The sequence below is a fragment of the Nonomuraea sp. NPDC049141 genome (assembly GCF_040648415.1).
Taxonomy (GTDB): domain Bacteria; phylum Actinomycetota; class Actinomycetes; order Streptosporangiales; family Streptosporangiaceae; genus Nonomuraea.
Genome location: NZ_JBEZDR010000003.1, coordinates 365,645 through 378,528, shown reverse-complemented (window position 1 = coordinate 378,528; position 12,884 = coordinate 365,645). Strand labels below are relative to the sequence as shown.

General features: G+C 73.7%; 9 protein-coding genes and 1 riboswitch. Of the genes, 7 read left to right on the top strand and 2 right to left on the bottom strand.

Annotated elements, in window-relative coordinates; all coding sequences use genetic code 11:
• The first annotated feature begins 4 nt into the window (after window positions 1-4).
• Genes AB0B91_RS10380 through AB0B91_RS10365 form a run of 4 tightly spaced genes read left to right on the top strand, consistent with a single transcriptional unit; the run spans window position 5 to window position 4,830 of the window.
• Window positions 5-559 carry a histidine phosphatase family protein gene (locus AB0B91_RS10380; protein ID WP_358317989.1) on the top strand — a complete coding sequence of 185 codons (555 nt, stop codon included), beginning with the start codon at window positions 5-7 and terminating at the stop codon, window positions 557-559.
• The gene (locus AB0B91_RS10375) at window positions 556-2,700 is read left to right on the top strand and encodes a magnesium chelatase subunit D family protein (RefSeq protein ID WP_358317988.1); all 2,145 of its coding nucleotides are present in this window, start codon (window positions 556-558) and stop codon (window positions 2,698-2,700) included. The genes AB0B91_RS10380 and AB0B91_RS10375 overlap by 4 nt, the downstream gene beginning before the upstream one ends.
• A gap of 1 nt (window position 2,701) precedes the next feature.
• The gene (cobO, locus tag AB0B91_RS10370) at window positions 2,702-3,304 is read left to right on the top strand and encodes a cob(I)yrinic acid a,c-diamide adenosyltransferase (protein ID WP_358317987.1); all 603 of its coding nucleotides are present in this window, start codon (window positions 2,702-2,704) and stop codon (window positions 3,302-3,304) included.
• Window positions 3,298-4,830: a cobyrinate a,c-diamide synthase gene (locus AB0B91_RS10365; protein WP_358317986.1), complete on the top strand. Its 1,533-nt coding sequence runs from the start codon at window positions 3,298-3,300 to the stop codon at window positions 4,828-4,830. Before cobO ends, AB0B91_RS10365 begins: the two co-directional genes overlap by 7 nt.
• On the opposite strand, the gene cobN is transcribed toward AB0B91_RS10365, so the two are convergent.
• A complete protein-coding gene (gene cobN / locus AB0B91_RS10360) occupies window positions 4,785-8,405 on the bottom strand; it encodes a cobaltochelatase subunit CobN (RefSeq protein WP_358318335.1) in 3,621 nt (1,206 codons plus the stop codon). The two genes, AB0B91_RS10365 and cobN, sit on opposite strands and share 46 nt — an antisense overlap.
• A 30-nt stretch (window positions 8,406-8,435) precedes the next feature.
• Window positions 8,436-8,643: riboswitch (cobalamin riboswitch) on the bottom strand.
• A gap of 13 nt (window positions 8,644-8,656) precedes the next feature.
• On the opposite strand from cobN, the gene cobG reads away from it, so the two are divergent.
• From cobG to AB0B91_RS10345, 3 genes are read left to right on the top strand one after another with little or no spacing between them, the layout of a single operon-like run.
• On the top strand, window positions 8,657-9,895 hold the full coding sequence (gene cobG / locus AB0B91_RS10355) for a precorrin-3B synthase (protein ID WP_358317985.1): 1,239 nt from the start codon (window positions 8,657-8,659) through the stop codon (window positions 9,893-9,895).
• A 38-nt stretch (window positions 9,896-9,933) separates the two neighbouring features.
• Window positions 9,934-10,554 (top strand): precorrin-8X methylmutase, encoded by a 621-nt coding sequence (locus AB0B91_RS10350; RefSeq protein ID WP_358317984.1) that lies wholly within the window; start codon window positions 9,934-9,936, stop codon window positions 10,552-10,554.
• Window positions 10,555-10,559: 5 nt separating this feature from the next.
• Entirely contained in the window at window positions 10,560-12,038 is a 1,479-nt protein-coding gene (locus AB0B91_RS10345) for a precorrin-2 C(20)-methyltransferase (protein ID WP_358317983.1), read from the top strand.
• Here the strand turns inward: AB0B91_RS10345 and AB0B91_RS10340 are convergent.
• A complete protein-coding gene (locus AB0B91_RS10340; RefSeq protein ID WP_358318334.1) occupies window positions 12,029-12,841 on the bottom strand; it encodes a cobalt-precorrin-6A reductase in 813 nt (270 codons plus the stop codon). The two genes, AB0B91_RS10345 and AB0B91_RS10340, sit on opposite strands and share 10 nt — an antisense overlap.
• Between the last annotated feature and the right edge of the window lie 43 nt (window positions 12,842-12,884).

The following is a 12,884-nucleotide window of genomic DNA, read 5'->3' as shown; positions in this document are numbered from 1 at the left end:
AGAGGTGCTGTTCGTACGGCAGGCCGGCACGCCGGGAACGCGGTCGGCCTGCTTCCCCATGGACGAGAACGCCGACCCGTCGAGCCTGGCCAGAGCCGCCGCCCTGGCCAGGGCCAGATCCTGGACGGGTCTCGCGCTGGTGGCCCCGGCCAGGGCCGCCGATCAGACCGCCACCGCCATGGGACTGCGGCCGTCGGTGGTCCAGGCTCTCGCGGAGGCCGATCACGGCAGTTGGCGCGGCCTGCCGTACGCGAAGGTCGCGGAGGCCGAGCCGGACGCCCTGGCGAGCTGGCTCGCCGACCCGCACGCCACGCCCCACGGCGGGGAGAGCCTGGCCGCGCTGGCGGCCCGCGTCGCGGCCTGGCTCGACGCGGAACGCCGGTCCCCCGCCGTCGTGATCTGCGACGTGGGGGTGATCAGGGCCGCCCTCGGTCACGCGTTAGGGCTGAACCCCCTGGTCACCACCCGCTTCGACCTGGCGCCGCTGTCCACCACCGAACTGTCCAGCACACGCGGCGGCTGGCGCGTCGCGCATGTCAACCGGAAGGCCACCCTTTGATCGTCACCTACCCGTTCAGCGCCGTCGTCGGGCTCGCGGACCTGAAGCTGGCGCTGGTGCTCAACGCCGTCTCGCCGCGCGTGGGCGGCGTGCTCGTACGCGGCGAGAAGGGCACCGCCAAGTCCACCATCGTCCGCGCGCTGGCCGCCCAGCTCCCGCCCGTGGACGTCGTGGCGGGCTGCCGCTTCGCCTGCGATCCCGCCGCACCGGGCGACGAGTGCCCCGACGGGCCGCACGAGCCGGGCGAGCAGTGGCTACGCCGCCCCGCCTCGCTGGTGGAGCTGCCCGTCGGCGCCTCCGAGGACCGCCTGGCCGGCTCGCTCGACGTGGAGCGGGCGCTGACCGAGGGCGTGAAGGCGTTCGAGCCCGGCCTGCTGGCCGCCGCGCACCGCGGCGTGCTCTACGTGGACGAGGTGAACCTGCTCCACGACCATCTGGTGGACCTGCTGCTGGACGCGGCCGCCCTCGGGATCTGCTACGTCGAACGCGAGTCGGTGTCGGTACGGCACGCGGCCCGCTTCCTCCTGGTCGGCACCATGAACCCGGAGGAGGGCGAACTACGGCCGCAACTCCTCGACCGCTTCGGCCTGACGGTGGAGGTGAAGGCGTCCCGCGACCCCGCCGAACGGGCCGAGGTGGTACGGCGGCGCCTGGCCTTCGACGCCGATCCCGGCGCCTTCGCCGCCCGGTGGACGGCGGAGGAGTCTGCCCTGGCCGAACGGATCGCCCAGGCCAGGGCCAGGGTGCCCGGGGTGCGGCTGCCCGATGTCCGGCTCACGCAGATCGCCACGGTGTGCGCCGCGTTCGAGGTGGACGGCCTCCGCGCCGACCTGGTCACGGCCAACGCCGCCATCGCGCACGCCGCCTGGCAGGGCAGAGACGTCGTGACGACCGAGGACGTACGTGCCGCCGCCCGTTTGTCGCTGCCGCACCGGCGGCGGCGTGACCCGTTCGACGCGCCTGGTCTGGACGAGTCGCTGCTGGAGGACCTGCTGGCCCGGACGGGAGGAGACGACCCTCCCGACGGCTCCGACGATCCCGGAGGCGCCGACGGCCCTGGCGATCTTGGGGGTCCCGACGATCCCGGTGGTGCCGGAAGTCCTGGAGGTGCCGGTGGAGCCGACGATCGCGCGGCCTCCGGCGATCCTGCGGCCTCCGGCCCTGGCCGCCCGGACGGCGGGCCCGGAGACGCCGTGCCCGGCGGCCCGGCGGATGCGCACCTCCAGGACCCGGCGGGCTCGGCCGAGGAGCGACCCGGAGGCCCCAGCCGGGGCGCGTCCGGGGGCTCGGGTCAGGACGGGTCCGAGGATCCGGCGTCCTCAGCGGCGACGCCCGGAGGCGGCCAGGTGGCGGTGGTCGCGGAGCCGTACCGGGTGCCGCTGTTGAAGGTGCCGGGACTGGGCGAAGGCGTGGCGGGGCGGCGCTCGCGGGCACGGACGTCGCACGGCCGCGCCACCGGCTCGCGGTCGCCCGCCGGACGGGTCCGCGACCTCCACCTGCCGGCGACCATGCTGGCCGCGGCGCCGTACCAGAAAGAACGCGGACGCACCGGACCCGGCCTGCTGCTCCGCGAGGGCGACCTGCGCGAGGTCGTGCGCGAGGGCAGGGAGGGCAACCTCGTGCTGTTCGTGGTGGACGCGAGCGGCTCGATGGCCGCCCGCAAGCGGATGACCGCGGTCAAGACCGCCGTGCTGAGCCTGCTGCTCGACACCTACCAGCGGCGGGACAAGATCGGCCTGGTCACCTTCAGGGGCGCCACCGCCGAGCTGGCGCTGCCGCCGACCTCGTCGGTCGAGGCGGGCGCCGCCAGGCTCCGCTCACTGCCCACCGGGGGCCGCACCCCGCTGGCGGCCGGGCTGGTACGCGCCGCGGAGGTGCTGCGGGTCGAGCGGTTGCGCGACCCCGCGCGGCGCCCGCTGCTGGTGGTGGTGACCGACGGCCGCGCCACCTCGGGCGGAGACGTGGACAGGGCCGCGGCCCTGCTCGGCGGTACGGCGAGCGTGGTCGTCGACTGCGAGAGCGGCCCGGTCCGGCTCGGCCTGGCCGTCAGGCTGGCGCGCCGACTCCGGGCGCCGGCCATCTCGCTCGACTCGCTGTCCGACCTCGGCTCGGTCGTACGTGACTACAGGAAGGCGGTCTGACATGCCGCAGGGCAGGCCCGAGGTCGTCCCGGACGACGGACTCACCACGCGGCAACGCCGCACCAGGCCGTTGCTCATGGTCCATACCGGCCCCGGCAAGGGGAAGTCGACGGCGGCCTTCGGGATGGCGTTGCGGGCCTGGAACCAGGGCTGGCCGATCGGCGTGTTCCAGTTCGTGAAGTCGGCCAAGTGGCGCATCGGCGAGGAACGGGCTCTCACCGTACTCGGCGCCACCGGCGAGGGCGGTCCGGTGACCTGGCACAAGATGGGCGAGGGCTGGTCGTGGATCCAGCGGCCCGGGACGGAGGAGGACCACGCCGCCGACGCGCGCGAGGGCTGGGCGCAGATCAAGCGCGATCTGGCCGCCGAGACGTACCGCTTCTACGTGCTGGACGAGTTCACTTACCCGCTGAAGTGGGGGTGGCTCGACCTGGACGACGTACTGAAGACGCTCACCACCAGACCGGGCAGCCAGCATGTGGTGATCACCGGCAGGGACGCGCCCGGACGGTTGCTGGAGACGGCCGATCTGGTGACCGAGATGGGCAAGATCCGCCATCCCATGGACGCCGGACAGAAGGGGCAGAAAGGCATCGAGTGGTAGTCCCGCGCCTGGTCATCGCGGCGCCCTCGTCGGGCAGCGGCAAGACGACGGTGGCGACCGGCCTGATGGCCGCGCTGCGGGCTCGTGGACTGGCGGTCTCGCCGCACAAGGTGGGGCCCGACTACATCGACCCCGGCTACCACGCGCTCGCCACCGGCCGTCCGGGGCGCAACCTCGACCCGTTTCTGGTCGGTGAGGAACGCGTGGTGCCGCTGTTCGCGCACGGTGCCGCGGGGTGCGACATCGCGGTGGTCGAGGGTGTGATGGGCCTGTTCGACGGCAAGGGAGAGACGGACTTCGCCTCGACCGCGCACGTCGCCCGCCTCCTGGGCGCACCGGTGGTGCTGGTCGTGGACGCGGCCAGGCAGAGCCGGTCCGTGGCCGCCGTCGTGCATGGTTTCGCCACGTTCGATCCGCGGGTGCGTGTGGGCGGGGTGGTGCTCAACCGCGTCGGGTCCGACAGGCACGAGGAGCTGTGCCGGGCCGCACTGGCCGAGGCGGGAGTACGGGTGCTGGGCGCGATCCGCCGCGACGACGCCGTCGCCACGCCCTCCCGGCACCTCGGCCTGGTGCCCGCGGCGGAACGAACGGCCGAGGCGGTGTCCACGGTGGACCGGCTCGGCACGCTGGTGACCCGCTCGTGCGACCTCGAAGCCCTGGTGCATCTGGCCCGCTCAGCACCTCCACTGACCGACACTCCCTGGGACCCGGCCGCGGCGATCGGGGAGCTGACCAACGAGGTAGCGGGCGGGATGACCCGCGAGGCGACCGGCGGGATGACCGCCGGGGTGACCGGCGAGGTGACCGCCGGGGCGACGGGCGAGGTGACCGCGGGGATGACCGCCGGGGCGACGGGCGGGGTGACCCGGCAGGCGGGCCGTGGTCCGGATCGGGCTGTGGTGGCGGTGGCGGGTGGGGCGGCGTTCACGTTCGGCTATGCCGAGCACGTGGAGCTGTTGCGGGCGGCAGGGGCCGAGGTGGCCGTGTTCGACCCGCTGCGCGATGAGGCCCTGCCCGCCGGGACGGGCGCGGTGGTGATCGGCGGCGGGTTCCCCGAGATGTACGCCGTGGAGCTGTCCGCCAACGAACCGTTGCGCGCGCAGGTGGCGGCCTTCGACGGCCCCATCGCGGCGGAGTGCGCCGGACTGCTGTACCTGTGCCGGGAACTGGACGGGCAGCCGATGTGCGGACGCGTGCCCGGCGTCGCCCGGATGAGCGACCGGCTCACGCTGGGCTACCGGGACGCGGTGGCCGTCCGCCGATCGCTGCTCACCGAGCCGGGCGAGCGGTTCAGCGGACACGAGTTCCACCGGACCGTGGTCGACTGGGCCGTGGCCGAACGGGCCACGGTCGAACGAGCCGCAGTCGAACAGGCCGGCGAGCCGCTCTTCCGCTGGGCGGGCGGCGCCGACGGGTTCGGCGATCCGCTGCTCACCGCGTCCTACCTGCACCTGCACTGGGCCGGCAGCCCGGCGTCGGCTCAGCGGCTGGTGTCGTCCTCCAGGTCACCCTCGGTCTTGAGGTAGACCTCCCGCAGCCCGTCCATGACCTCCGGGTCGGGATGCGCCCACATGCCCCGCTCGGCGGCCTCCAGCAGGCGTTCCGCGATGCCGTGCAGCGCCCACGGGTTCGACTTCGCCATGAACGCCTGGTTCTCCGGATCGAGCACGTAGGTTTCCGTCAGCTTGTCGTACATCCAGTCGGCCAGCACCCCCGTCGTGGCGTCGTAGCCGAACAGGTAGTCCACGGTCGCGGCCAGCTCGAACGCGCCCTTGTAGCCGTGCCGCCGCATCGCGGCCAGCCACTGCGGGTTGACCACCCTGGCGCGGAAGATCCGCGAGGTCTCCTCGGACAGCGTCCGGGTGCGTACGGCGTCGGGGCGGGTGCTGTCGCCGACGTAGGCGGCCGGTGCCTTTCCGGTGAGCGCGCGGACCGTGGCGACCATGCCGCCGTGGTACTGGAAGTAGTCGTCGGAGTCGGCTATGTCGTGCTCGCGGGTGTCGACGTTCTTGGCCGCCACGGCGATCCTGCGATAGGCGCTCTCCATGTCGGGCCGGGCAGCGACGCCGTCGAGGTCACGGCCGTAGGCGAAGCCGCCCCAGACCGCGTACACCTCGGCCAGGTCCGCGTCGTCGCGCCAGTTGCCGCTGTCGATCAGCGGCAGCAGACCGGCCCCGTAGGCGCCGGGTGCGGAGCCGAAGATCCGCATCGTGGCCCTGCGCTCGTCGCCGTGCGCCTCGGTGTCGGCGGCGACGTGGGCGCGCACGTAGTTGTCCTCGGCGGGTTCGTCCAGCCCGGCGGCCAGCCGTACGGCGTCGTCGAGCATGCTCACCACGTGCGGGAAGGCGTCTCGGAAGAAGCCGCTGATGCGGACGGTCACGTCGATCCTGGGACGGCCCAGTTCGGCGAGCGGGATCGGCTCCAGTGTGGTCACCCGGCGGGACGCCTCATCCCATTCGGGGCGGATGCCGAGCAGGGCCAGCACCTCGGCCACGTCGTCGCCGGCCGTACGCATGGCGCTGGTGCCCCAGACGGACAGGCCGACCGAGCGCGGCCAGTCGCCGGTGTCGGCACGGTAGCGCTCCAGCAGCGAATCGGCCATGGCCTGGCCCGTCTCCCAGGCGAGCCTGCTGGGCACCGCGCGCGGATCGACGGAGTAGAAGTTGCGCCCCGTCGGCAGAACGTTGATGAGCCCGCGCAGCGGGGAGCCGCTCGGCCCGGCCGGGACGTATCCGCCGTCCAGCGCGTGCAGGAGGTGGTCGAGCTCATCGGTGGTACGGGCCAGCCGGGGGACCACCTCGGTGGCGGCGAAGGTGAGGATACGCGTCACGAGCTCCAGCCGCCCCATGGGGTGGTCAGCCTCAGCCGTCGTGAGGATCGTGCGGGCGATCTCCGGCGCCGCGTCCGGTGCCCAATCCCGTGCCTCCATCGCCTCCACCAGGGCGCGGGCGGTCGACTCGGCGGTTTCCACGCTGGTCAGGCTCGCCGTGCCGTCCTCGGCCAGGCCGAGCGCCTCCCGCAACCCGGGCAAGGTCTCCCTGCCCGCCCACATCTGCCTGGCCCGCAGCATCGCGAGCACCAGGTCCACCCGGACCTGTCCCTCGGGCGCCTGGCCGAGCACGTGCAGGCCGTCACGGATCTGCGCGTCCTTCACCTCGCACAGCCAGCCGTCCACGTGCAGGATGAAGTCGTCGAACTCGGTGTCGTGCGGCCGATCGGCCAACCCCAGATCGTGGTCCAGCCGGGCGGCCTGGATGAGCGTCCAGATCTGCGCCCTGATCGCGGGCAGCTTGGCCGGGTCCATCGCCGCGATCGAGGCGTGTTCGTCGAGGAGCTGTTCCAGCCGGGCGATGTCGCCGTACGTCTCGGCGCGGGCCATCGGCGGCACCATGTGGTCCACCAGCACCGCGTGCGCCCGCCGCTTGGCCTGCGTACCCTCGCCCGGGTCGTTCACCAGGAACGGGTACACGAGCGGCAGATCACCCAGCGCCGCGTCCGTGCCGCACGAGGCGGACATGCCGGCCGACTTGCCCGGCAGCCACTCCAGGTTGCCGTGCTTGCCCACGTGCACCATCGCGTGCGCGCCGAACTCCTTCGACAGCCAGCGGTACGCGGCCAGGTAGTGGTGGCTGGGCGGCAGGTCGGGGTCGTGGTAGATGGCGATCGGGTTCTCGCCGAATCCGCGCGGCGGTTGCACCATCACCACCACGTTGCCCGCCCGCAGCGCGGCCAGCACGATGTCGCCCTCGTGCACGAACAGCTCGCCCGGTGGCGGGCCCCAATGGCGTTCCATGTCCGCGCGCAGGTCGCCGGGCAGCGTGCGGTACCACTGCCCGTAGGACTCCGCGGAGATGCGCACGGGGTTGCCCGCGAGATGCTCCTCGGTCAGCCAGTCCTGGTCCTGGCCGCCCGCGGCGATCAGCGCGTGGATCAGCGCGTCGCCGTCCTGCTCGGCCACGCCGGGAAAGCCGTCCCCCAGGTCGTAGCCCGCCTCGGCGAGTCTGGCGAGCAGTCGCACCGTGCTGGCGGGGGTGTCCAGGCCGACCGCGTTGCCGACCCTGGAGTGCTTGGTCGGGTACGCCGACAGCATCACGACCAGGCGGCGCCCGGCGGGCGGGGTGTGCCTGAGCAGACCGTGCCGTACGGCGAGACCGGCGACCCGGGCGGCCCGCTCGGCGTCGGCGACGTAGACCGTCAGCCCGTCCTCGTCGATCTCCTTGAACGAGAACGGCACCGTGATGATCCGCCCGTCGAACTCCGGGATCGCCACCTGGGAGGCGGCGTCGAGCGGAGACAGACCGTCGTCGTTCTCCTCCCACGCCTGCCTGCTGGTCGTCAGGCAGAGCCCCTGCAGGATCGGCACGTCCAGCTCGGCCAGCGCGCCCACGTCCCACGCCTCGTCGTCGCCGCCGGCGCCCGCGGTGGCCGGGCGGGAGCCGCCCGCGGCCAGTACGGTCACCACCAGCGCGTCGGCGGTACGCAGGAGGTCGAGCAGACCGGCCTCCGCGGTGCGGAGTGAGGAGCAGAAGATGGGCAGCGCCCGGCCGCCCTTGTCCTCGACCGCCTGGCAGAGGGTCTCGACGAACGCGGTGTTGCCCGCCACGTGATGCGCCCGGTAGTAGAGCACGCCGACCACCGGCCCGCTCTCGCTCCGCGCGGTGCGCTCCAGGCGGCCCCAGGTGGGCGTGGGCTCGGGCCGGGCGAACCCGCGGCCGGTCAGCAGAACGGTGTCGGACAGGAAGGCGTGCAGTTCGGTGAGGTTGGCGGGCCCGCCGTGCGCCAGGTACGCGTGCGCCTCCGCGCAGACGCCACCGCTGACCGTGGACAGCTCCATCAGCTCGGCGTCTGGGGCCTGCTCGCCACCGAGCACCACCACCGGGCGCGGTCCCGCCAGCAGGTGGTCCAGCCCTTCCTCCCAGGCCCGGCGCCCGCCCAGCAGTCGTACCACGACCAGGTCGACACCCTCCAGCAGGGCGGGCAGGTCCTCGGCCGCCAGCCTGGCGGGGTTGCCCAGGCGGTAGGCGGCGCCGCCGGCACGAGCGCTCAGCAGGTCGGTGTCGGAAGTCGAGAGCAGCAGGACGGTATGGCTGTCGCCGAGCACGGCGTAGTCCTCCCTCGGGGTCCTCGCCCCAGTAGCGGGTGTCACGACGGCAGGAGTCTCCTGGCTCCCGGATCAGCGCTCGCCCCGGCCTTCCCATCCGTCGCCGGACAGTGGCCTTCGTGGGGTTCGCTCCCCGGTCACAGTGGCGGGACCGCGCCGGTTTCGCACCGGCTTCCTCCCTTTGCCATCGCCTCCCGATCAGACCACGGCAGGGGCGACCACCGCAAGAAACTGGCGTTACCATCCTCTTCGTGTCCATAGCCGACTTTTCCGGACGTGTGCGCCCCGACGCCTGTCCGGGGGCGCTACAGGTGCACGAGGCCGCCGACGGCCCGCTTGCTCGGGTCCGCCTGCCCGGCGGCGCGGTGTCGGCCGCCCAGCTTCGCGAGCTGGCCGCCTGCGCCACCGACCTGGGCTCCGGGGTGATCGAGCTGACGTCCCGGGCGAACGTCCAGGTGCGCGGCCTGCGCTCGGCCACCGCCTTCGCCGAGCGGATGGCCTTTGTTGGGTTGCTGCCGTCGGCCGCGCACGAGCGGGTACGCAACATCGTCGCCTCGCCCCTGAGCGGACGCGGACCCGCGGGCCTGCTCGACACGCAGCCGCTGGTGGAGGCGCTGGACCAGGCGCTGTGCGCGTGTCTCCGGCTGGCCGGGCTGCCGGGACGGTTCCTGCTCGCGCTGGACGACGGGAGTGGCGACGTGGTGGGGCTCGGCGCGGACGTCACGTTCGTTGGGGGCACCGGCCGGCTGCTTCTGGCGGGGAGGGACTCCGGGCTCTCCTTGCGTGGGGAGGCGGCCGTGTCCTACATGATCGCCGCAGCCGAGGCGTTCCTCGACGAACGGGAGAGCGCCTCCGCGCTTGATACCGAGGTCCGGCAGGAGAGCGCCTCCGTGCGCGATGGTGAAGCCCAGCGTGACCGCACCGCGTGGCGGATCGGGGAGCTGGAAGACGGCGCCGCCAGGATCGCCGCCCGGCTGGGCGGCGTCGCGGTCGACAGCCCGCCGTTCGCTCCGGAGACACGGGGTGCGGGGCTCACCGAGCAGCGGGACGGGCGCGTGGCGCTGGAGGCGGTGGTTCCGCTCGGCCGGTTGACCGCCGCCCAGGCCCGCGCGATCGCCGCCGCCGCCGAATCCGGCGTCGCCGTGCGGCTGACGCCGTGGCGGACCGTGGTGCTCCTCGATCTGCCGCCATCCCACGCCGACCACGTGGCGCGGGCACTCGACGCCGCCGGGCTGGTGACCGATCCGGCGTCGCCCTGGGTGGGCGTGACCGCCTGTACCGGCCGCCCCGGCTGTGCGAAGGCGCTGGCCGACGTACGGGAGGACGCGCGGCGCTGGGTGGCGGACCGCGATGGCCCCACGGCCATGCCCGTGCACTGGGCCGGTTGTGAGCGGCGTTGCGGGCTGCCCCGGGGGCCGGTCATCCAAATGGTCGCCACAGCCGACGGATACGTCGCCGCAACCGACGGGCACGTCACCACAACCGACTGATACGCCGCCACAACCGACGGAGACCAGGAAAGGCAGCAGTGACCGACTACATCCGTGACGGCGCCGAGATCTACCGGCGGTCGTTCGCCACCATCCGTGCCGAGACGGACCTCAGCGGGATCCCGCCCGAGGTGGCCCAGGTGGTGGTGCGGATGATCCACGCCTGCGGCATGACCGACCTGGTGAACGACGTGGACTGGTCACCCTCGGTCGTCACGCGGGCCCGTGCGGCGCTGCGCGGCGGCGCTCCCGTGCTCTGTGACGCCATGATGGTCGCCTCCGGCGTGACCAGGCGCAGGCTGCCCGCGGGCAACGAGGTGCTGTGCACCCTCGGCGCTCCGGGGGTGGCCGAGCTGGCCGAGCGGCTCGGCACCACCCGCAGCGCCGCGGCGCTCGAACTCTGGCGCGACCGGCTCGACGGCGCCGTGGTGGCCATCGGTAACGCGCCGACGGCCCTGTTCCGGCTGCTCGAACTGGTCGCGGAAGGGGCGGGCAGGCCCGCGGCGGTGCTCGGCATCCCCGTGGGGTTCATCGGCGCGGCCGAGTCCAAGCGGGCGCTGGCCGAGAGCGGCCTCGAATACCTGGTGGTGCACGGCCGTCGCGGCGGCAGTGCGATGACGGCGGCGGCGGTCAACGCCATCGCGAGCGAAGCGGAGTGATCACGATGACCGGACGGCTGTACGGGGTGGGCCTCGGTCCCGGCGACCCTGAACTGGTCACGGTGAAGACGGCCAGGCTCATCGGCGAGGCCGAGGTGATCGCCTACCACGCCGCCAGGCACGGCCGCAGCATCGCCCGCTCCATCGCGCTGCCGTACATGAAGGAAGGGCAGATCGAGGAACTGCTGCTCTACCCGCTGACCACGGAGACCACCGACCATCCGGGCGGGTACCAGGGCGCGCTCGACGACTTCTACGCCGACTGCGCCGCCAGGCTGGCCGCGCATCTGGACGCGGGCAGGACCGTGGTCGTGCTGGCCGAGGGCGACCCGCTGTTCTACGGCTCCTACATGCACCTGCACAAGCGGCTCGCGCACCGCTACCCGACGGAGGTGGTGCCCGGCGTCACCTCGGTCAGCGCCGCCTCCGCCGTACTGGGCCGTCCGCTGGTGGAACGCGACGAGGTGCTCACCGTGCTGCCCGGCACGCTGCCCGCCGAGGCGCTGGCGGAGCGGTTGCGCGCCACCGACTCGGCCGCGGTGCTGAAGCTGGGCAGGACGTTCTCCAAGGTACGCGACGCGCTGGCCGAGGCCGGGCGGCTGGACGACGCCTGGTACGTCGAGCGCGCCACCATGGGAGCCGAACGAGTGGCGCCGCTCAAGGACGTGGACCCGGGCGACGTACCGTACTTCTCGCTGGCCCTGCTCACCAGCCCGGCCGAACGGACCTTCGTCCCCTCCCCCGCGCCGGCCGAGGTCACCGGCGAGGTCACCGTGGTGGGGCTCGGCCCCGCCGGACGGCCGTGGTTGACGCCGGAGGCGCAGGAGGCGCTGGCGGCGGCCACCGACCTGGTCGGGTACGGCCCGTACGTGGACCGGGTGGCGCCGAACCCGCGCCAGCGCCGCCACCGTACCGACAACCGGGTCGAGGCCGAGCGGGCCAGGCACGCGCTGGATCTGGCGCGCGAAGGCGCGCGGGTGGCGGTGGTCTCCTCCGGCGATCCCGGTGTGTTCGCGATGGCCAGCGCCGTGCTGGAGGCGGCGGTGGACTTCCCGGACGTGCCCGTGCGCGTGGTGCCCGGGCTGACGGCCGCGCAGGCGGTGGCGAGCCGGGTGGGCGCGCCGCTGGGCCACGACTATTGCGTGCTGTCGCTGTCCGACCTGCTCAAGCCGTGGGAGGTGGTGGCCGACCGGCTGGCCGCCGCGGCCCGGGCCGATCTGGTGCTGGCGCTGTACAACCCGGCCTCGCGCAGCCGTACCTGGCAGCTCGCCGCCGCCCGCGACGTGCTGCTGGAGCACTGTGACGCGGCCACCCCCGTGGTGATCGGCCGCGACGTCGGCGGCGCGCACGAGAGCGTCACCGTCACCACGCTCGGCGAACTGGATCCCGCGCGCGTGGACATGCGCTGCCTGCTGATCGTCGGCTCCTCGACCACCCGCGTGGCGAAGAACGGAACCGTCTACACCCCGCGCCGCTATCCGTGAACCCACTCCACGGCCGCCGCCACGGTGTCCACCAGCCGGACACCCTCGGGCAGCGGCGGCCGGTTCACCATGATCACGGGTAGCCCGAGCCGCCGGGCCGCGGTGAGCTTCGCGGTGGTCAGCTGACCGCCGCTGTCCTTGGTGACCAGCACGTCGAGGCGGTGCTCGCGGATGAGCGCGAGTTCGCCTTCGACGGTGTACGGCCCGCGGTCGAGCAGCACGTGCACGTTGGCGGGGACGGGCGGCTCGGGCGGATCGACCGACCTGGCCAGCAGCCACACCCCGGCGAGCCCGCTGAAGACCGGCAGGCTCCGGCGCCCGGTGGTGAGGAACACCCGCACAGACCCGGTCAAGGCGCCCGTAGCGGACGAGCCGGTGGTCGGCGGGGTGCCCGCGGACGGCAGGCCGGTGGGCCGCGCGACGCTCTCGGTCAGGAGGGCGGCGGCGGCCTCCAGGGAGTCGACCCGCTGCCAGGCGTCGCCCGGCTCCTCCTGCCAGCCCGGTCGCCGCAGCACCAGCAGCGGCACACCCGTGCTCGCCGACGCGACGGCCGCCGAAGCGGTCATCCGCGCCGCGAACGGATGGGTGGCGTCCACCACCGCGTCGACTCCCTCGGCGACCAGCCAGGCGGCCAGCCCCTCAGGGCCGCCGAACCCGCCCTCGCGCACCTCGCCGACCGGCAGCCGCGGGTTGGTGACCCGCCCGGCCAGGGACGACACGACGCGCACACCCGGGTCGGCGGCCAGCTCCGCGGCCAGCGCCCTGGCCTCGGCCGTGCCACCGAGGATCAGGATCCGTCTCACGTCCTCGTCCCGGCCGACGCTGGCGAGGGTCACGTCCTCGTCC

Excerpts from the sequence above, each read along its gene's own strand:
- AB0B91_RS10345 (WP_358317983.1), top strand. The coding sequence starts at position 10,560 with ATGACCGGACGGCTGTACGGGGTGGGCCTCGGTCCCGGCGACCCTGAA.
- cobO (WP_358317987.1), top strand. The coding sequence starts at position 2,702 with ATGCCGCAGGGCAGGCCCGAGGTCGTCCCGGACGACGGACTCACCACG.